The 18,575-nt window shown below is 62.7% G+C and carries 18 protein-coding genes; 4 read left to right on the top strand and 14 right to left on the bottom strand.

Features of this window, described 5'->3' with window-relative positions:
* Window positions 1–118 precede the first annotated feature (118 nt).
* A complete protein-coding gene (locus ACIPK7_RS11145; protein ID WP_401087704.1) occupies window positions 119–1,408 on the bottom strand; it encodes an MFS transporter in 1,290 nt (429 codons plus the stop codon).
* Between the two features lie 426 nt (window positions 1,409–1,834).
* Between ACIPK7_RS11145 and ACIPK7_RS11140 the strand changes: the two genes are divergently transcribed.
* On the top strand, window positions 1,835–2,491 hold the full coding sequence (locus tag ACIPK7_RS11140) for a serine protease (RefSeq protein ID WP_401087702.1): 657 nt from the start codon (window positions 1,835–1,837) through the stop codon (window positions 2,489–2,491).
* Here ACIPK7_RS11140 and ACIPK7_RS11135 read toward each other — a convergent pair.
* Complete coding sequence (locus tag ACIPK7_RS11135; RefSeq protein ID WP_401087700.1) at window positions 2,473–3,702, bottom strand: nucleoside recognition domain-containing protein; 1,230 nt, start codon at window positions 3,700–3,702, stop codon at window positions 2,473–2,475. The two genes, ACIPK7_RS11140 and ACIPK7_RS11135, sit on opposite strands and share 19 nt — an antisense overlap.
* A gap of 108 nt (window positions 3,703–3,810) precedes the next feature.
* The gene (gltP, locus tag ACIPK7_RS11130) at window positions 3,811–5,160 is read right to left on the bottom strand and encodes a glutamate/aspartate:proton symporter GltP (protein ID WP_401087698.1); all 1,350 of its coding nucleotides are present in this window, start codon (window positions 5,158–5,160) and stop codon (window positions 3,811–3,813) included.
* 680 nt (window positions 5,161–5,840) lie between these two features.
* Between gltP and ACIPK7_RS11125 the strand changes: the two genes are divergently transcribed.
* Window positions 5,841–6,500: a DUF3313 domain-containing protein gene (locus tag ACIPK7_RS11125; protein WP_192435710.1), complete on the top strand. Its 660-nt coding sequence runs from the start codon at window positions 5,841–5,843 to the stop codon at window positions 6,498–6,500.
* Between the two features lie 222 nt (window positions 6,501–6,722).
* Here the strand turns inward: ACIPK7_RS11125 and ACIPK7_RS11120 are convergent, their stop codons facing one another.
* The 5 genes from ACIPK7_RS11120 to ACIPK7_RS11100 all read right to left on the bottom strand — a co-directional run bounded on the left by ACIPK7_RS11120 (window position 6,723) and on the right by ACIPK7_RS11100 (window position 9,478).
* The gene (locus ACIPK7_RS11120) at window positions 6,723–7,193 is read right to left on the bottom strand and encodes an inhibitor of vertebrate lysozyme family protein (RefSeq protein ID WP_192435709.1); all 471 of its coding nucleotides are present in this window, start codon (window positions 7,191–7,193) and stop codon (window positions 6,723–6,725) included.
* A gap of 38 nt (window positions 7,194–7,231) precedes the next feature.
* A complete protein-coding gene (locus ACIPK7_RS11115) occupies window positions 7,232–7,393 on the bottom strand; it encodes a DUF1328 domain-containing protein (protein ID WP_081519001.1) in 162 nt (53 codons plus the stop codon).
* A 168-nt stretch (window positions 7,394–7,561) separates the two neighbouring features.
* Entirely contained in the window at window positions 7,562–7,879 is a 318-nt protein-coding gene (locus ACIPK7_RS11110) for a hypothetical protein (protein ID WP_401087695.1), read from the bottom strand.
* Between the two features lie 277 nt (window positions 7,880–8,156).
* Window positions 8,157–8,591: a PA2169 family four-helix-bundle protein gene (locus tag ACIPK7_RS11105; protein WP_192435707.1), complete on the bottom strand. Its 435-nt coding sequence runs from the start codon at window positions 8,589–8,591 to the stop codon at window positions 8,157–8,159.
* 32 nt (window positions 8,592–8,623) lie between these two features.
* A complete protein-coding gene (locus ACIPK7_RS11100) occupies window positions 8,624–9,478 on the bottom strand; it encodes a BON domain-containing protein (RefSeq protein WP_192435706.1) in 855 nt (284 codons plus the stop codon).
* A gap of 230 nt (window positions 9,479–9,708) precedes the next feature.
* Here ACIPK7_RS11100 and algB point away from each other — a divergent pair, with 230 nt between their 5' ends.
* Window positions 9,709–11,055, top strand: a complete 1,347-nt coding sequence (algB, locus tag ACIPK7_RS11095) for a sigma-54-dependent response regulator transcription factor AlgB (protein ID WP_401087693.1) — start codon at window positions 9,709–9,711, stop codon at window positions 11,053–11,055.
* On the top strand, window positions 11,052–12,845 hold the full coding sequence (locus ACIPK7_RS11090) for a KinB sensor domain-containing domain (protein ID WP_192435704.1): 1,794 nt from the start codon (window positions 11,052–11,054) through the stop codon (window positions 12,843–12,845). The genes algB and ACIPK7_RS11090 overlap by 4 nt, the downstream gene beginning before the upstream one ends.
* On the opposite strand, the gene ACIPK7_RS11085 is transcribed toward ACIPK7_RS11090, so the two are convergent.
* The 6 genes from ACIPK7_RS11085 to atpG form a co-directional block, all read right to left on the bottom strand.
* Window positions 12,842–13,624, bottom strand: coding sequence for an N-acetylmuramoyl-L-alanine amidase (locus ACIPK7_RS11085; protein ID WP_401087690.1), 783 nt, complete (start codon window positions 13,622–13,624; stop codon window positions 12,842–12,844). The genes ACIPK7_RS11090 and ACIPK7_RS11085 overlap by 4 nt on opposite strands.
* Before the next feature lie 22 nt (window positions 13,625–13,646).
* Window positions 13,647–14,234 carry a MarC family protein gene (locus ACIPK7_RS11080; RefSeq protein WP_017518835.1) on the bottom strand — a complete coding sequence of 196 codons (588 nt, stop codon included), beginning with the start codon at window positions 14,232–14,234 and terminating at the stop codon, window positions 13,647–13,649.
* Window positions 14,235–14,352: 118 nt separating this feature from the next.
* On the bottom strand, window positions 14,353–15,720 hold the full coding sequence (gene glmU / locus ACIPK7_RS11075; RefSeq protein WP_401087688.1) for a bifunctional UDP-N-acetylglucosamine diphosphorylase/glucosamine-1-phosphate N-acetyltransferase GlmU: 1,368 nt from the start codon (window positions 15,718–15,720) through the stop codon (window positions 14,353–14,355).
* A 112-nt stretch (window positions 15,721–15,832) separates the two neighbouring features.
* Window positions 15,833–16,258 (bottom strand): F0F1 ATP synthase subunit epsilon, encoded by a 426-nt coding sequence (locus ACIPK7_RS11070; protein WP_045213789.1) that lies wholly within the window; start codon window positions 16,256–16,258, stop codon window positions 15,833–15,835.
* 40 nt (window positions 16,259–16,298) lie between these two features.
* The gene (atpD, locus tag ACIPK7_RS11065; protein WP_045213787.1) at window positions 16,299–17,675 is read right to left on the bottom strand and encodes a F0F1 ATP synthase subunit beta; all 1,377 of its coding nucleotides are present in this window, start codon (window positions 17,673–17,675) and stop codon (window positions 16,299–16,301) included.
* A gap of 30 nt (window positions 17,676–17,705) precedes the next feature.
* Window positions 17,706–18,566, bottom strand: coding sequence for a F0F1 ATP synthase subunit gamma (atpG, locus tag ACIPK7_RS11060; RefSeq protein ID WP_017518839.1), 861 nt, complete (start codon window positions 18,564–18,566; stop codon window positions 17,706–17,708).
* Between the last annotated feature and the right edge of the window lie 9 nt (window positions 18,567–18,575).

Below are 18,575 nucleotides of genomic sequence, written 5' to 3'. Positions count from 1 at the left end.
TTCTCCGCTGGCGAAGAGGGATTGGGATGACCCTATCCTTCTACCGCCGGTGCCGGGCGAGCCTGACTTGGGTCAATGCCGCCCGGAACCGTACTGGGGCAGAACGTCGCAGCTGGCCTCAGGTGCTGGCAGCCAGGGCCCCGGGGCGTACGCGGGCGCCCTTGCGGAAGAGCACCAGAGTGGCGAGCAGGCCGAGGGCCGCTGCACCACTGAGCCAGATGCCGGGCGCGGCTTTATTGTCCAGGGTGTGGATAAGCCAGGTGCAGACTGCCGGGGTGAAGCCGCCGAATGTCGCGGTCGCCAGGCTGTACGCCAGGGAGAAGCCGGTGGTGCGCACGTCCGCCGGCATGACCTCGGTGAGCGCGACGACCATGGCGCCGTTGTAGCTGCCATAGAGGAAGGACAGCCACAGCTCCACTTCAAGCAGGCGCGCGAAGCTCGGCTCGGCCACCAGCCAAGACAGCATCGGGTACGCGGTGACCAGCGCCAGCACGGTGGCTGCCAGCAACAGCGGCTTGCGCCCGATACGGTCGGACACCGCGCCCATCAGCGGCAACCAGATGAAGTTGGACAGGCCCACGCACATGGTCACCAGCAGGCTGTCGAAGTCCGACAAGTGCAGCTCGTTCTTGCCGAAGGTCGGGGTATAGGCGGTGATCAGGTAGAAGGACACGGTGGTCATCACCACCATGGCGGTACCGGCCAGCACCAGGCCGAAGTTCTGGCCGATGGAGCGCAGCACCTGGCTCAGGGTCGGACGATGCTTGCGCTGCTGGAACTCGGGGGTTTCTTCCAGCGACCGGCGGATGATGAACAGCGCCGGGACGATCACGCAGCCGACGAAGAAGGGCACGCGCCAGCCCCACTCGCCCATGTCCTGCGGGCTCAGCCAGTGGTTGAGGATCACGCCCAGCAGGCCGGCAAAGACCACCGCGACCTGTTGGCTCGCCGACTGCCAGCTGACGAAGAAGCCGCGCTTGCCGGGAGTGGCGATTTCCGCCAAGTACACCGACACGCCGCCCAGCTCCACGCCAGCGGAGAAACCCTGCAGTAGCCGGCCGAACAGCACCAGCAGTGGCGCCGCCACACCGAGCGTGGCGTAGCCTGGGACGAAGGCGATCAGCAGGGTGCCCATGGCCATCAGGCCGAGGGTGATGATCAACCCCTGGCGGCGGCCGTGGCGGTCGATATAGGCGCCGAGGAAGATGGCGCCGAGCGGGCGCATCAGGAAGCCGGCGCCGAAGGTCGCCAGCGACAGCATCAGGGAGGCGAAGGGGTCATCGCCGGGAAAGAAGGTCTTGGCAATGGCAGTGGCATAGAAGCCATACACCATGAAGTCATACATCTCGAGGAAGTTGCCACTCACCACACGGAAGACGGCTTTGGCTTTGGATTTGTTCGAGGCCATAAGAACATCACTCAGGGCTGTTACACGGGGACTTCCCTAAAGGGAAATCGCTGATCCCCATCCGCGGCAGGCAGCACTGGATGGATGATTTATTTGTAACTCTATGTGTAAAAGCGTCGGCTCTACAATCGAAAAATGGCTGAAAGGCCCATATTTACTGGAATTGAAAGCTTGGCGAAAGCTTCGATACCGCTCGTCGGAAGACAGGGTTTAACGATCAATCTCTCATTTATATAAAAACATTTAAATTATCAAATAAGTTATTTGATAATTTCTAAATCTAATACCTTGAAGAACTGCATGTAGGAAACTTTCTTCATTCAAGATAATTCCCAACCAAATATCGCAAGTAAGAATCTTATTTTTATATAAGAAATTTCCCTGATTAGCAGTTAGCTTTTCTCTCAAAACAGGGAGAGCTTTCGCATGAAAAATCTGTGGGGAATTTTGTTGCTGTTTTCCTTGGCCGGCTGCAACGGCTGGGTTTCACCAGAAAGCGATGGCCGCCTGACCGATCGCTACTTCACGGTCCTTTCCGGCCCGCCCATTCCGGGGTTCATCGTCGCCTCGGCGGTGCAATGGAATGCGGACTACGCCGTAACCGCCGCCCATACCCCTTACCTGCGCCACCAGGCCTATCGCTGCAGCACCGGCTGCGACCTGCTGTTCATCGCGCACAAGGCCGACGGAGCGCTGCCGCAATGGCGCCAGTTCCGCGCGGGCGAGTCAGTCACGGCGCTGGGCAGCAGTTCGTTGCTGATCCCGATGAGCAGCATGGGCAAAGTCTGGCCGGTGCCCTTCGTCGACAACGGCTCGGCCAGTGGTGAACGCTATGGCGTGCACGATGCGGCGATCGCCAAGGGCATGTCCGGCGGGCCACTCATCGGCAGTGATGGCCGCTTGCTGGGGATCAACATCGGTTTCCAGGCGGATTTCCGGCCACCGGCAAACCGTCCGGAGCTCGCCGGCATGTCACGCCTGAGCGTGTTCGTGCCCTACAGCGTGATCCAGCGTGAGTGGCTGCTGTTCCAGGCCCAGTCGGCGCGCAAGGACACTCGCGCTCTTCAGGCGAAGAACCAGTAGCAGACGCCGATGGACGCCAGGACGCCGGACAGGTCGGCCAGCAGCGCGCAGCCCACGGCGTGGCGGGCGCGCTGGATACCGACAGCGCCGAAGTACACGGCGAGTACGTAGAAGGTGGTCTCGGTGCTGCCCTGCACGGTTGCGGCTACGAGGGCCGGGAAGCTATCCACGCCGTGGGATTGCATGGTCTCCAGCAGCATCGCCCGCGCGGCACTGCCGGAGAATGGCTTGACCAGCGCAGTGGGCAGCGCATCGACGAAGCGGGTGTCCCAGCCCACGCCTTCGACCACCCAGCGGATGCCGTCCAGCGCCATCTCCAGCGCGCCCGAGGCGCGCAGCACGCCCACAGCGCAAAGCATTGCGACCAGGTAGGGCAGCAGGCTCTTGGCGACGTCGAAGCCTTCTTTCGCTCCTTCGACGAAGGTTTCGTACACCGGCACCTTCTTCAGCCAGCCGACGATGAGGAACAGCATGATGATGCCGAACAGCGTCAGATTGCCCAGCAATGAGGACAGCTGCGCCAGCGCGGTGGCGGACAGCCCCGCCAGCAGCGCCATGAAGGCGCCCAGCGCCAGCGCACCGGGAATCAGATAGGCCAGCACCACCGGGTCCCACAGGCGCAGGCGCTGCATCACCGCCACGCTGAGCAGGCCCACCAGCGTGGAAGCGCTGGTGGCCAATAGAATTGGCAGGAACACCAGGGTCGGGTCCACCGCGCCCTGCTGGGCGCGGTACATGAAGATGGTCACCGGCAACAGGGTCAGCGACGACGCGTTCAGCACCAGGAAGAGGATCTGCGCGTTGCTCGCGGTGGTGGTGCTGGGGTTGAGTTCCTGCAGCGCCTTCATGGCCTTCAGGCCAATGGGCGTGGCCGCATTGTCCAGACCCAGGCCGTTGGCGGCGAAGTTGAGGGTAATCAGGCCGATGGCCGGGTGGCCGGCGGGCACTTCCGGCATCAGGCGGCGGAACAGCGGGCCTAACAGCACCGCGAGTTTCTCCACCAGCCCGGCCTTCTCGGCGATGCGCAGGAAACCCAGCCACAGAGTCAGGGTGCCGAACAGCAGCACCATGACTTCCACGGACAGCTTGGCCATTGCGAATAGGCTTTCCACCATGGCGGCAAACACGGTGGCCTCGCCACCCAGCAGCCAACGGGAAAGCGCGGTGACCGCCGCGACGATGAAAAAGCCCAGCCACAGGCCGTTGAGCATGCGATGTCCCCCTTGGAATGGCCGCGATGATAGCGGCAGGGGCACCTCGGGCGCCAGAAACGGCAAGGCCCCGGACTATGCCGGGGCCTTGTGGATAACCTTTGCGGATCAACGCGTGGCGGGACTTTCCCTGACATCCGCGCTCTCGCCTTCGAGGAAGGCTTCAACGCGGCCGTTCTGCATCGCCTGCCAGTAGCGCGCGCCTTTCTGCGCGTCGTATACGCCTTCCCACTTGGAAATCACCAGCACAGCAAGGGCGTTGCCAATCACGTTCAGTGCGGTACGCGCCATGTCCATGATGCGGTCGACACCGGCGATGAAGGCCAGGCCTTCCAGCGGAATCCCGACGCTGCCCAGGGTCGCCAGCAGCACCACGAAGGAAACGCCCGGCACGCCGGCGATGCCCTTGGAGGTGACCATCAGGGTCAGCACCAGCATCAGCTGCTGGCCGATAGACAGGTCGATGCCATAGAGCTGGGCGATGAAGATCGCCGCGATGCTCTGGTACAGGGTCGAGCCATCGAGGTTGAACGAGTAGCCCGTAGGCACCACGAAGCTGCTTACCGCCTTGGGCGCGCCGTAGGCTTCCATCTTCTCGATGATGCGCGGCAGCACGGTCTCGGAACTGGCGGTGGAATAGGCCAGGACCAGCTCGTCCTTGAAGATGCGCATCAGCTTGATGATGGAGAAGCCGAACAGTCGGGCGGCCAGGCCCAGAACCATGAAGGCGAAGAAGGCGATGGCGAAGTACACCAGCACCACCAGCTTGGCCAGCGGCAGCAGCGAGGCGAAGCCGAAGTTGGCGACCGTCACCGCGATCAGCGCGAATACGCCGATAGGGGCGTAGCGCATGATCATGTGGGTGACGCGGAACATGGCCTCGGCCACGCCCTGGAACATCTTCACCAGCGGCTCGCGGGTCGGCGCCGGCAGCGAGGACAGGCCCAGGCCGAACATCACCGAGAAGAAGATGATCGGCAGCATCTCGCCACGGGCCATGGCCGCGAAGATGTTCGATGGAATCAGGTTGAGGATGGTCTCGATGAACGCGTGGTGGTGTTCGACTTCCTTGGCAGTCTGCGCGTACTGGGAGATATCCACAGTGCCCAGGGTGCTCATGTCGATGCCGGCGCCGGGCTGGAAGATGTTCGCCAGCAGCAGGCCGACCACGATGGCGACCGTGGTGATGATTTCGAAATAGATGATGGTCTTCAGGCCGATGCGGCCGAGTTTCTTCGCATCACCCATTCCGGCAATGCCGACGATAAGCGAGGAAATCACGATCGGTACGACGATCATCTTGATCAGGCGGATGAAGATGTCGCCCGCCGGCTGGAGGATATTGCTGATCCACCAGGCCTTTTCCGCGCTGAAGTGGTTGAGCGCGGCGCCCAGTGCGATTCCGAGTACCAGGCCGATGAGGATCTGCCAGGCGAGGCTGAGCTTGGCTTTGCCCATAGTGAGTCACCCTTGATTCTTGTGGAAGTCGGGGTCGCCGAACCATCGGGATGCCGACGGCCAGCGAAAAAAGGGGCGCATGATTCCGACCCACCCCTTTCCCGTCTAATGCCGGAAACGCCTACCCCATGCACAATCGGCATAGGAAAAGGCATCTGAAACCTTGGTTCCAGGTCATGAGACCCTTGATTTTCCGCATGACACAGGTTCCTCAACGCCTGTCACGCAGCGCTCTTCAAAGCCGTCTAGGCTTGGTGCAAATCGGCCATCAATGGCCCGGATTGATCGGTCAGGAAGGTCGGACATTCAGGTCGCGGCTTCTTGATTACCGGATGTACGGTCGCCGTCCGGGGACCGTCAGGGATGGCCGAGGGCCGGCAAAGGGCCCGTCGGCTGCAAGGCTGGCGGGAATGCAGGCGCCTTGTGGATAAGTCGCCGGATTCCGCTCTTCATTGTTGCAGTGGCTGGTTCCCGGAGGTCGCTTAAATCGACTGACGGGAATCGGCGAGTGATTGTAAGACGTTTCCACAGCACTCCGAATTGACTGACATCAGTGAAGTTCGACCGGCTTCGAGCGAGCGTCCAGATACCCTGCGGCCGCCGCGACAGCCGGGTAAGCAACAGGTTGTTGAATGTGTGGTGAAAGCACAACGCGGTGACTCTCTGGAAAAGGACGCTCTATGACGCGACGCTACGTAGTACCCACCCTGCTCTTCGCTGGCGCCCTTGCGCTGGCCGGCTGCTCCAGCCAGAAACCGGACGCCTCGCAATACTCGGGCTTCCTCGGCGACTATTCGCAACTCAAACCCGCCACCTCCCCCAGTGGCCACCCGGTGCTGCGCTGGGTCGCCCCGGACCTGAAGCTGCAGAACTACAGCTCGGTACTGGTCGAGCGGCCTATCTACTACCCGCCGCCCAAGCCGAACGAGAACATCGATCAGAAGACCCTTAACGAAATCCCCGATTACCTGAAGAAGCAGGTCGAGCTGCAACTGGGCAGTCGCTACCGCATCGTCCAGCAGGCCGATCGCGATACCCTGGTGCTGCGCACCGCGATCACTGGGGTGAACATCTCTACCGAAGGCCTGAAAGCCTACGAGGTGATTCCAATTGCCCTCGTGGTGGCGGCGACGACTACGGCGATGGGCACTCGTGACCAGGACACCGAGGTCTATGTGGAATTCGAAGCACTGGATGGCGCGACCAGCAAACCGGTCGCCAAGGTGGTGCGCAAGGGCGCGGGCAAGACGCTGGAGAACACCAGCACTCACCTGAATCTGACGGACCTCAAACCGGTCCTCGATGGCTGGGCGCGCGACGCGGCCAACTTCAAACCCTGATCCGCCGCGGCCTGATGCTGGTGCAATAAATGAAGCGCTCCGGAACCGACGCGAGAATCTCGCGTCGGTTCCGAAGGCTTTGCCTGGCCCGGCCCGCTGATGCGGAGGTACTCCCTGTACCCCTGGGTCATTCAGGACCTGGTGCATCCCGAACATCCCGGCCCCCTGGCCGTGCGTACGCTTTCCGGGTACGCGTATCTCAGAAACTGTATGCCGCTAGGGTCAATACCAGTTCGGATCGCTCTTGAGCTGGTCGTCGAGGATCCGTTTCACCGAATCGTCCGGCTCACCCAGCCAGCGGAAACTGGCGTGCTTGCTCGGCGACTTGTCCGCCGGAAGATTCTCCGGAACCTTCACGTAAAGCGCGTAGGCCTTGTCCTTGTCCCAGGTAAAAGCCACGTACAGCCGATGGGCGGAGCAGTTGTGCGCTTCGCACAACTCGCCGACCAGGTACTTGTCGCCCTTCTCGTCTACCGCCTGCATCGGCGTCGCGGTGCCACTGAGGTTCATCACCCAGTCGGGCAGCCGGCTCTCATCCTTGATTACCGATTGCCAGGTGTCGCGGTACTGCGGGTCACTGGCTACCAGCTCGTTCAGGCGGTACTGCGCGTCCTTGTCCGCCTCGGCGGCCAGGGCGTGGGCCCCGGCGCCGAGCAGAACAGCCGACAGCAGCAGATTGCGGGTAAAACCCATCGCTACGCTCCTTGTTCAACTTCTGCCGGTCCGCGGCGTCAGCCCCGGCGACGGCCCATGACGAAGGACACGATGAACAGCACCAGGAAGATCACGAACAGGATCTTGGCGATGCTGGTCGCGGCGCCGGCGATGCCACCGAAGCCAAGGACCGCGGCGATGATGGCGATGATCAGGAATGTCAGTGCCCAGCTAAGCATGGGGTCTCTCCTCTTCTCGTTGTCGGTTCGGCACCCCTTCGGGTACCTGCTCCGGAGTACAAGGCAGTCTCCGGAAGGGCTGTCCGCCCGGGCGCTTCCGGGCACTGCGGACCTATCGGGCAAGCCAACGGCTTGCCAGCGATTCAGAAATCAGATCAGTAAGGAAGGTCAGAACACCCAGCCGCCCTGCGGGCGAGCCATCGGCTGGACCTGAGCCTGGGTTTGCGCCTGGGGCGCCTGCAGCACCTGCGCTTGATTACGAGCGGGGGCAGCCTGTGGATAACGCGACGCTTCGCGGTACAAATCGGGCGTGCTGGAGACGGCCGGAACGTAGCTGACCGATGCGCTGGCAGCCTGGGCCCGGGAAACCTGCATCTGCAGCTGCACCAGGTTGATCAGCAACAGCAGCAGGGCACCGGCGAAGAAGATCCGGCTCCACACATCGATACGCGCGACTTGCACTTGGCTGTTGGTTCCGCTGTTCATCCCGTTTCTCCTGCCCGTCGCCGCTGTCTGTCGAACCTTGAGGCGATGTCCTTGGCCTTTCCGGTTCTTGTCGTCGCGGGTGGTTCTGTTGACTGTCTTGCAGTAGGAATTGCACGCCGCATGCCAGTCTGATGAATCCTATTTTTTCCTTTTAAATCAACATGTTAAATATATGAATGAGATACCTTTCTGCCGCATCCTGCACGATGGGTCGGGATAGGTCGTGCGATTTGCAATCCCGACGGCGGAGCGCCTCCCTGCGCTCTTGTGAACCCCATCACTTCAGCGAGTGCTTCAGCTCGCTCATCTGGTCGTGGCAGGCCCGTACCTTGGGCAATTCGGCGCGCAGCATCGCCTGGGTTTCCGGCGTGCCATTCTCCAGCGCGTCCTCGAAGGCATGGAGGATGCGGTCCTCGGCTTCCTCCAACTGGGCCACATAGGTGGCGCCTTCATCACTGGCAAGGGTCGCGCGGGTGTCGGCATAGACCTGGCGCAGTTTGCCCAGCAGCGTGCCGCCGGTAGCGGGGTCTTCATGATTGGCGGCAACCTTCCCGGCAAGGGCGTTGATCACGTCGGTCTTGGCCTGCGCCATGGACTGGAACAGCCGCTGCAGCCGCGCATCCTTCACTTCCTGGATGGCGTGCTGGTAGAAGCGCTGGCCGTCACGGGTTATCTCGATGAGTTCATTGAGCTGACTGGTCGTGCGAGTCATGACAAGTACTCCTGCAAAGAAAAGGGTGGAAGTCAGGCAGCCTGGCCGGCCACCTTCAGCGCAGTGGCGTCCACCTCGCGCACACCACGGGTCTTGCTGGCGGAATCGATCAATTGCTGGCGCTCGTCGGCAGTGGGCACCTGGCCACTGAGGGTCACCACGCCATCGCGAGTGGAAACACCGATGGAAAGCCCCTTCAGCGCATGGGCGGAGAGGATGCCGGCCTTGATCTGGCTGGTGATCCAGGCGTCGCTCACGGCGGCCTGGGCATCGCCGACGGACTTTTCGAATGTCTGCGTGGAGGCGGCGTCCGGGTCGACCCGCAGTCGGTTATCCACAGCGCTCACGCCTTCGGTCTGCGCGGCCAGGTGGGCGGCCTGCTGGCTGGCCTCCTCGCTGATTACCGTGCCTTCGAGGGTGACCGCGCCGGACTTGCTGGTGACCTTGATATCCAAGCCTTCGCCGCGCTTTTCCAGCAGCAGCTTGGATTTCACCCTCGCCGCCAGCGTGGCGTCATCCCACTTCTGCACCACGCCTTCGTCCTTGGTGGTGCCTGTGTTCTGTGCATCAGCTTGAGAAGCATCGACACCCAACTGGTTATCCACAGCGGTGATGCCTTCGACACTGCCGGCGATCTGCCCGGCCAGCGACTTCTGTTCTTCACTGGCCACGGCACCCGTCAGCCGCGCGCGGCCGTTTTCTACATCCACCTTGATCGCGTAGGGCTTGAGTTCGCGGTTGAGGTTGATGGCCGTCCAGATCGAACCTTCCTGGCGCGCCTCGGCCAGTTGCGCGCTCAGCCCGGCCTCGGCGGCGTGGCTGGCCAGCGGCTGCAGGGCGAGCAGCGCGGAACTCAGTGCAAGGGCGAGGATCTTCGGGTTAGGCATGGCGCGTCTCCGGCAAACGATGGTGCAACATTGGATTCGCAAGCGCCGTGCCAGTGCGATTTGTGGATAAAATTCTTGTAATTCAATGTGTTGAATCGCCTGGGCGTAACCGGCACTGTGCACCCTGCCCGAGACTTCAGAAAGATTCTTGCAACTTGCACGAAAATCCCTGGACTAAGAAAAATCGCACCCCTTACAACAACGAATCACACAACGGAGGAAATCGCTGAATGGACGCAACGCCTGAACAGCAAGGCCGGATCCTGCTGGTCGATGACGAGTCCGCCATCCTGCGCTCGTTCCGCTACTGCCTCGAGGACGAGGGCTACAGCGTGGCTACCGCCAGCAGTGCGCAGCAGGCCGAGAACCTGCTGCAGCGCCAGGTGTTCGACCTTTGCTTCCTCGACCTGCGCCTGGGGGATGACAACGGCCTGGATGTGCTGGCGCAGATGCGCGTGCAGGCACCCTGGATGCGCGTGGTGATAGTCACCGCGCATTCGGCAGTGGACACCGCCGTGGACGCCATGCAGGCCGGCGCCGTCGATTACCTGGTGAAACCCTGCAGCCCCGACCAGCTGCGCCTGGCCGCCGCCAAGCAACTGGAGGTGCGCCAATTGACCGCGCGCATCGAGGCGCTTGAAGGCGAGATGCGCAAACAGGGCGATGTACTGGAATCCCACAGCCCGGCGATGGCCGCTGTGCTGGAAACCGCCCGCCAGGTCGCCGCCACCGACGCCAATATCCTCATCCTCGGCGAATCCGGCTCGGGCAAGGGCGAGTTGGCGCGGGCGATCCACAACTGGAGCAAGCGCGCAAAGAAATCCTGCGTGACGATTAACTGCCCTTCCCTGACCGCCGAACTGATGGAAAGCGAGCTGTTCGGCCACAGCCGGGGCGCCTTCACCGGAGCCACCGAAAACACCCTCGGGCGCATCAGCCAGGCGGATGGTGGCACGCTGTTCCTCGACGAGATCGGCGATTTTCCCCTCACTCTGCAGCCAAAGTTGCTGCGGTTCATCCAGGACAAGGAGTACGAGCGCGTTGGTGACCCGGTGACCCGCAATGCCGACGTCCGCATCCTAGCCGCCACCAACCGCGATCTGGCCGGCATGGTCGCCCAGGGCGCTTTCCGCGAGGACTTGCTCTACCGGCTGAACGTCATCGTGCTGAACCTGCCACCACTGCGCGAACGTGCCGAGGACATCATCGGACTGGCCGAGCGCTTCCTTGCCCGCTTCGTGAAGGATTACGGCCGCCCCGCTCGCGGCTTCACCGACGAGGCTCGCGCACTGCTGCGCCGCTACAACTGGCCGGGGAACGTGCGAGAGCTGCGCAACGTGATCGAACGTGCAAGCATCATCTGCAATCTGGATCTAATTGGCGTAGAACAGCTTGCGATTGGCGAACAAACCACCAGCTCCGCGCCGCGCATCGGAGAAGCCATGAGCCTGGAAGAACTGGAGAAAGCCCACATCGCTGCCGTCATGGCCTCCAGCGCAACCCTCGACCAAGCCGCCAAGACCCTGGGGATCGACGCTTCCACCCTCTATCGCAAGCGCAAGCAGTACAGCCTGTGAACCTGCCGATCCCGATGACGCTGCGCACGAGACTATTCCTGAGCATCTCGGCGCTAATCACGGTAGCGCTGCTGGGACTGCTGCTCGGGCTGTTCAGCGTGGTGCTGACCGGCCGTGAGCAAGCCCAACTGATCCAGCACAACTTCGACGCCATCGAGGTCTCCCAGCGCCTGCGCCAGGCGCTGGGCGACGAACTGGTGCAGATACTCAGTGCGCGGCCGAGCCCGGAGCGCCTGGAACAGGCCCGCACGCACTTCGCCCAGGCGCTCGAGCGGGGGCGCGCGATGGCGCGCAACAGCAGTGAGCGCCAGGCCATGACGGAAATCGCCGATGCTCACCGTCTGTTCATCGAGGCCACCGATACGCCCGGCCCGGGGCGCCCGGAGTTGCTGGAGGACAGCGACCTGAGCCGCACCCTCGATGCTCTGCGCAACCGCTTGCTGGCCTTGCACCAGGGCGCGATGGACAATATCAGCGCCGATGAGCGTTCGGCCCGCGACCGCACTCTGCTGGTCAGCGGGCTGCTCGGGCTCATCGGCATCGCCATCCTGGTGGTCGGCTTCATCACCGCCCACAACATCGCCCGCCGATTCGGCGCGCCCATCGAGACGCTGGCCAAAGCCGCGGACAAGATCGGCCAGGGCGAATTCGACGTCACCCTGCCAGTTTCCGGCGTCTCCGAGATGTCCTCGCTAAGCCGCCGCTTCGGTCTGATGGCCGAAGCCCTGCGGCTTTACCGCGCGAGCAACACCGAGGCCTTGGGGTCAGGCCGCAAACGCCTGCTGGCGGTGCTCGACAGCATCGACGACGGCCTGGTGATCCTCGACCGACACGGCCGAATCGAGCACGCCAATCCGGTCGCCACGCGCCAGCTGTTTTCCCACAGCGATCCCCAGGGCCAGGAGCTGGGCACGATGCTCGACAACCCGGCGCTGACGCAGGCAGTGCAGCGCGTCCTGACCGGCAACCTGCTGGAGGAAACCCCGCAGGACCTGGTGGTGGAGGTGAGCGGCGAGAGCCGACTACTGACCTGGGGCATGTCGCCGGTCAGCCACGACGACGGGCGCAGCATCGGCGCTGTGATGGTGGTACGCGATGTCACCGAGCAGCGTGCCTTCGAGCGCGTGCGCAACGACTTCGTGCTGCGTGCTTCCCACGAGTTGCGCACGCCCATGACCGGCATGCACATGGCCTTCGGCCTGCTCGCCGAGCGGCTGAAGTTTCCCGAGGAATCCCGCGAGCGCGACCTGGTGCGCACCGTGGACGAGGAGATGCACCGTCTGGTGCGGCTGATCAACGACTTGCTGAATTTCTCCCGCTACCAGAGCGGCACCCAGAAGCTCGAACTGCAGCTCTGCGATGTCGGCGACCTGCTGCGCCAGGCGCACCAGCGCTTCATCGGGCCGGCCGAAGACAAGCGCATCGAGCTGGACCTGGAGATAGCCGAGGGGCTGCCTGCCATCAATGTCGACCGCACGCAGATCGAGCGGGTGCTGGATAACCTGATCGGCAACGCGCTGCGCCATACGCCCGACGGCGGCACCATCCGCCTGCAGGCGCGCTGCCAGGAAGAGCGCGTGGCAATTGCCGTGGAAGATAGCGGCGACGGCATCCCGCTCAGCCAGCAAGGGCGTATCTTCGAACCCTTCGTGCAGGTGGGCCGCAAGAAAGGCGGCGTAGGACTTGGCCTGGCACTATGCCGGGAAATCGTGCAACTGCATGGCGGACGCATCGCCCTGCGTTCGCAACAGGGCAAGGGCTCGCGCTTCTACCTGCTGCTGCCGGTTTAAGAGGTCGGTACCGCCAGCAATAGCGCGGCGGTTTCCAGGTCAGGTTCGCCGTCGAAGCGCTCCGGGCGGAAGCGCATCTGGAACGCCGCGATCACGTTGCGGGTTTCCTCATCCATCACCCCATCGAGCGGCACCGCGTAACCGTGGCGCGCCAGCTGTTGCTGGAACCAGCCCGGAGCGGGCAGTTGGCCGTTCAACTCGGTCAGGCGGCGAGCAAGCTCGCCCGGCTTCGGCCAGGGAATCAGGCCAGCTTCGGCGAGTTTCTTCCAGGGAAACAGCGGGCCCGGATCGACCTTGCGCTGCGGGGCGATATCGCTGTGGCCAAGGATGTGTTCCGGAGTAATGCCCTGGCGCTTGGTGATGTCTTTGAGCAAGGCAATGAGCGCGTCGATCTGCGTATCGGGGTACGGATACCAGATCTTCCCGCTCGGGGTATCGCGGTAGCCGGGGTTCACCAGCTCGATGCCGATGGAGGTGGAATTGAGCCAGGTACGCCCCTGCCATTCGCTGGCGCCGGCGTGCCAGGCGCGGCGGTTCTCGTCCACCAGTTGGTAAATGGTCGCCGGGTTGTCACCGATCAGGTAGTGCGCGCTCACCTCACCGTGAGTCAGCAGCGCCAGCGAGCGCGGCAGATCGGCCGAGGTGTAGTGGACGATGACGTACTGGATGCGGCTGTCCTGGTTATTCGACACGTGCTCGCGATCGATCTGCAGGCCCTTGTCGGCGCAGCCGGCAAGCAGTGTGGTGAGCAAGGCGAAGGTCAGGACACGCAGGATCATGGCGGTTCTCAGGAGGAGAGCATCAGGCAGCGATGTGCAGGAAGCTGCGCACGTTCTGCAGGAGCATGTTCACGCTGAGCATGATCAGCAGCATGCCGGCCAGGCGTTCCACGGCCATCAGCCCGCGCGGGCCGAGGAAGCGCTGGAGGAATGCCGCCTGCATCAGGATGAAGGCAGTCGCGGCCCAAGCGAGGATCACCGCGAGATACAGCTCCCACAACGGACCAGTGTAGGTGCTGCGCAGGGTGATCAGCATCGCCAGCGCAGAGGGCCCGGCCACAGCCGGAGTGGCCAGCGGCACGAACAGCGGCTCGTTGTCCGGCATGTCGCCCAGTACGCCCTGGGGGGTGGGGAAGATCAGGCGCATGGCGACCACGAAGAGGATGATGCCCCCGGCGATGCCGGTGGCTTCCTTGGACAGACCCAACCCGGTGAGGATGTGTTCGCCCAGGGTGAGGAACAGCAGCAGCAGGCCCAGGGCGAACAGCAGCTCGCGCAGTGCCACTTTCAGACGGCGTTCGGCGGGGACGGACTTGAGGGCGGCGAGGAATACCGCGATGTTGCCGAACGGGTCGGTGATCAGAAAGATCAGGATGGCGACGCCAAGCATGACCGGGAAAGCTCCAGCGAGAACGGGCCACTCCGAGGTTTACGGGATGGCCTGTGAATAACGGAATCAGCGAATCGTCCTGTGGATAAAAAATTACCCACAGGACGATGCCTATGTATCAGGATTTCTTGATCTTTTCCGGGCGCTTCCAGCCTTCGATCACCCGCTGCTTGGCGCGACCGACGCCGAGCGTGCCGGCCGGAACCTCGGCGGTGATGGTGGAACCCGCGCCGGTCGTGGCGCCGGTGCCGATATCCACAGGCGCCACCAGCGAATTGTTGGAGCCGATGAATACATCCTCGCCGATGGTGGTGCGCCATTTGTTCGCGCCATCGTAGTTGCAGGTAATGGTGCCGGCGCCGATGTTGCTGCGCGCACCGACTTCGCTGTCGCCCAGGTAAGTCAGGTGACCGACCTTCACGCCGTCCTGCAGGTGGGCGTTCTTCAGCTCGACAAAGTTACCCACATGCACCTTGCGCTCCAGCACGCTGCCCGGACGCAGGCGAGCGAACGGGCCAACGTCGCTATCGGGGCCGACGTGGGCGCCTTCCAGGTGCGAGTTGGCCTTGATGATGGCGCCGCGGCGCAAGGTGCTGTCCTTGATATAGCAGTTCGGGCCGATCTGCACGTCGTCCTCGATCTCCACCTGACCTTCGAGGATCACGTTGATATCGATGCTCACGTCGCGGCCGACGCTGACTTCGCCCCGCACGTCGAAGCGCGCCGGATCGATCAGAGTCACGCCCTGGGCCATCAGGCGTCGCGCCACGCGCTGCTGGAAGAAGCGCTCCAACTCGGAGAGCTGCAGGCGATCATTGGCGCCCTGGGTCTCCATCGCCACCTGAGGTTGGGCGGTGGCCACACGCAGGCCGTCGCCGACTGCCATGGCAATGACGTCGGTGAGGTAGTACTCGCCCTGGGCGTTGGAGTTGGAAAGACGCGACAACCAGCCCAGCAGGCGCTCACGCGGCGCAGCGAGGATACCGGTATTGCCTTCGCGGATGGCGCGCTGCTCGGCAGTGGCGTCCTTCTGCTCGACGATGGCCTGAACTTCGCCAGCGCCATCGCGAATGATGCGTCCGTAGCCGGTTGGGTCTTCCAGCTCGACGGTCAGCAACGCCAGCTGCTCCGGCGTGGCCTGGGCCATCAGCCGCTCCAGGGTGGGCTGCTCGATCAGCGGCACATCGCCGTAGAGGATCAGCACATTGTCCGCGCTCAGGAACGGGGCGGCCTGCGTCACGGCGTGGCCGGTGCCCAACTGCTGCTCCTGGATCACGAAATTCAGGTCATCCGCCTGCAGGCGCTCGCGCACCAGGTCGGCGCCATGGCCAATCACCACGTGGATACGCGTCGGGCTGAGGCCACGGGCGATATCGATCACGTGGGCAAGCATCGGTTTGCCAGCGACCGGATGCAGGACTTTCGGCAAGGCCGAGCGCATGCGGGTGCCCTGGCCAGCGGCAAGAATGACGATTTCGAGGGACATGAGTGAGGGACCGTCCTGGTGAGCGGGGAAACCCCGGGTGTAGAAAAAGAAAAAGGGTAGCCAAGGCTACCCTTTTCCTATTTGACGCTGAAGTCCCTGGGGACTTCGCGGCTTAGCCGCCGTACTTCTTGCGAACCTGCTGGACCGTGCGCAGTTGCGCTGCGGCTTCGGCCAGGCGGGCTGCGGCGGAGCTGTAGTCGAACTCTGCACCTTTACCTTGCAGAGCCTTCTCAGCTTCCTTCAGTGCGGTCTGGGCAGCCGCTTCGTCGAGGTCACCTGCGCGAATCACGGTGTCGGCGAGAACCTTGACCATGCTCGGCTGTACTTCGAGGAAGCCACCGGAGATGTAGTACACCTCCTGCTCGCCACCCTGCTTCACCAGGCGGATCGGACCCGGCTTGAGCTCGGTGATCAGCGGCGCGTGGCCCGGAGCGATACCCAGATCGCCCAGGGAGCCGTGCGCTACGACCAGCTCGACCAGACCGGAGAAGATCTCCGCTTCGGCGCTGACGATGTCGCAGTGGACAGTAATAGCCATACCCTTGCCTCACGTAAGCGCCCGTTGCCGGGCGCACGGATTACAGCTTCTTCGCTTTCTCGATGGCTTCTTCGATGCCGCCGACCATGTAGAACGCCTGCTCGGGCAGGTGATCGTAGTCGCCGTTGAGGATGCCTTTGAAGCCAGCGATGGTGTCCTTCAGGGAGACGTATTTGCCCGGCGAGCCGGTGAATACTTCAGCCACGAAGAACGGCTGGGACAGGAAGCGCTGGATCTTACGAGCACGGGCCACCAGCAGCTTGTCGGACTCGGACAGTTCGTCCATGCCGAGGATCGCGATGATGTCCTTCAGCTCCTTGTAGCGCTGCAGAACGTACTGCACGCCACGAGCGGTGTCGTAGTGATCCTGGCCGATGACCAGCGGGTCCAGCTGACGGGAAGTCGAGTCCAGCGGATCAACTGCCGGGTAGATACCCAGCGAGGCGATGTCACGGGACAGTACGACGGTGGCGTCCAGGTGGGCGAAGGTGGTCGCCGGGCTCGGGTCGGTCAGGTCGTCCGCGGGAACGTAAACGGCCTGGATCGAGGTGATCGAGCCTTTCTTGGTGGAGGTGATGCGCTCTTGCAGAACGCCCATCTCTTCGGCCAGGGTCGGCTGGTAACCTACTGCGGAAGGCATACGGCCCAGCAGTGCGGATACTTCGGTACCGGCGAGGGTGTAACGGTAGATGTTGTCGATGAACAGCAGTACGTCACGGCCTTCGTCACGGAACTTCTCGGCCATGGTCAGGCCGGTCAGTGCAACGCGCAGACGGTTGCCCGGCGGCTCGTTCATCTGGCCGTAAACCAGGGCTACCTTGTCCAGTACGCCGGAATCCTTCATCTCGTGGTAGAAGTCGTTACCCTCACGAGTACGCTCACCCACACCCGCGAACACAGAGTAACCGCTGTGCTCCATGGCGATGTTACGGATCAGTTCCATCATGTTTACGGTCTTGCCTACACCGGCACCACCGAACAGACCGACTTTACCGCCCTTGGCGAACGGGCAGACCAAGTCGATAACCTTGATGCCGGTTTCGAGCAGGTCGTTGCCGCCAGCCTGGTCAGCGTAGGACGGAGCGTCGCGGTGAATACCCCAGCGCTCTTCTTCGCCGATGGGACCGGCTTCGTCGATCGGGTTGCCCAGCACGTCCATGATACGGCCCAGGGTCTTGGTGCCGACCGGGACGGAAATGGCTGCGCCGGTGCTTTCCACGTTCAGGCCACGCTTGAGGCCTTCGGTGGAACCCATCGCAATGGAACGAACCACGCCGTCGCCCAGCTGCTGCTGAACTTCCAGGGTGGTTTCGACGCCCTGAACTTTCAGGGCCTCGTAGATGCTCGGCACGGCATCGCGCGGGAATTCCACGTCGATCACGGCGCCGATGATTTGAACGATACGTCCGCTACTCATGTCTGGTTCCTCTGAATTTTGAACCTGTTCTTACACCGCGGCAGCGCCGCCGACGATTTCCGAGATTTCCTGGGTGATCGCCGCCTGACGTGCCTTGTTGTAGATCAGTTGCAGACCACTGATCAGATCACCGGCGTTGTCGGTAGCGTTCTTCATTGCAATCATCCGGGCCGCCTGCTCACAGGCGTTGTTCTCAACCACGGCCTGGTACACCTGGGATTCCACGTAGCGCACCAGCAGACCGTCGAGGAGGGCCTTGGCGTCGGGTTCGTAGAGGTAGTCCCAGTGGTGCTTCAGCTCGGCATTGTCCTCGGCCACCAGCGGAATCAGCTGTTCCACGGTCGGCTTCTGGGTCATGGTGTTGACGAACTTGTTGGAAACCACGTACAGGCGATCGATACGACCTTCCAGGTAGGCATCCAGCATGACCTTGACGCTGCCGATCAGATCATTGATCGACGGCTCTTCGCCCAGGTGGCTGATAGCTGCAACTACGTTGCCGCCATAGCTCTTGAAGAAGGATGCACCCTTGGAGCCGATCACGCAGAGATCGATCTCCGCGCCACGATCGCGCTGCCCGCTCATGTCCTTGACGAGAGCCTTGAACAGGTTGATGTTCAGGCCGCCAGCCAGGCCACGGTCGGAGCTCACCACGATGTAGCCGACGCGTTTTACTTCACGCTCGACCATGAACGGGTGACGGTATTCCGGGTTGGCGTTGGCCAGATGGCCGATCACCTGGCGAATGCGCTCCGCGTAGGGACGGCCGGCCGCCATGCGCATTTGTGCCTTGCGCATCTTGCTCACCGCCACCTTTTCCATGGCATTGGTGATTTTTTGCGTGCTTTTGATGCTCGCAATCTTGCTGCGAATCTCTTTTGCGCCTGCCATTTCACACCT

The organism is Pseudomonas sp. NPDC086581, assembly GCF_044746165.1.
Lineage (GTDB): Bacteria > Pseudomonadota > Gammaproteobacteria > Pseudomonadales > Pseudomonadaceae > Pseudomonas.
This window is presented reverse-complemented; position numbering and strand designations above follow the sequence as displayed.

Coding starts and splice junctions, on each gene's coding strand:
- ACIPK7_RS11145 (WP_401087704.1), bottom strand. CDS start 1,408: ATGGCCTCGAACAAATCCAAAGCCAAAGCCGTCTTCCGTGTGGTGAGT.
- ACIPK7_RS11140 (WP_401087702.1), top strand. CDS start 1,835: ATGAAAAATCTGTGGGGAATTTTGTTGCTGTTTTCCTTGGCCGGCTGC.
- ACIPK7_RS11135 (WP_401087700.1), bottom strand. CDS start 3,702: ATGCTCAACGGCCTGTGGCTGGGCTTTTTCATCGTCGCGGCGGTCACC.
- gltP (WP_401087698.1), bottom strand. CDS start 5,160: ATGGGCAAAGCCAAGCTCAGCCTCGCCTGGCAGATCCTCATCGGCCTG.
- ACIPK7_RS11125 (WP_192435710.1), top strand. CDS start 5,841: ATGACGCGACGCTACGTAGTACCCACCCTGCTCTTCGCTGGCGCCCTT.
- ACIPK7_RS11120 (WP_192435709.1), bottom strand. CDS start 7,193: ATGGGTTTTACCCGCAATCTGCTGCTGTCGGCTGTTCTGCTCGGCGCC.
- ACIPK7_RS11115 (WP_081519001.1), bottom strand. CDS start 7,393: ATGCTTAGCTGGGCACTGACATTCCTGATCATCGCCATCATCGCCGCG.
- ACIPK7_RS11110 (WP_401087695.1), bottom strand. CDS start 7,879: ATGAACAGCGGAACCAACAGCCAAGTGCAAGTCGCGCGTATCGATGTG.
- ACIPK7_RS11105 (WP_192435707.1), bottom strand. CDS start 8,591: ATGACTCGCACGACCAGTCAGCTCAATGAACTCATCGAGATAACCCGT.
- ACIPK7_RS11100 (WP_192435706.1), bottom strand. CDS start 9,478: ATGCCTAACCCGAAGATCCTCGCCCTTGCACTGAGTTCCGCGCTGCTC.
- algB (WP_401087693.1), top strand. CDS start 9,709: ATGGACGCAACGCCTGAACAGCAAGGCCGGATCCTGCTGGTCGATGAC.
- ACIPK7_RS11085 (WP_401087690.1), bottom strand. CDS start 13,624: ATGATCCTGCGTGTCCTGACCTTCGCCTTGCTCACCACACTGCTTGCC.
- ACIPK7_RS11080 (WP_017518835.1), bottom strand. CDS start 14,234: ATGCTTGGCGTCGCCATCCTGATCTTTCTGATCACCGACCCGTTCGGC.
- glmU (WP_401087688.1), bottom strand. CDS start 15,720: ATGTCCCTCGAAATCGTCATTCTTGCCGCTGGCCAGGGCACCCGCATG.
- ACIPK7_RS11070 (WP_045213789.1), bottom strand. CDS start 16,258: ATGGCTATTACTGTCCACTGCGACATCGTCAGCGCCGAAGCGGAGATC.
- atpD (WP_045213787.1), bottom strand. CDS start 17,675: ATGAGTAGCGGACGTATCGTTCAAATCATCGGCGCCGTGATCGACGTG.
- atpG (WP_017518839.1), bottom strand. CDS start 18,566: ATGGCAGGCGCAAAAGAGATTCGCAGCAAGATTGCGAGCATCAAAAGC.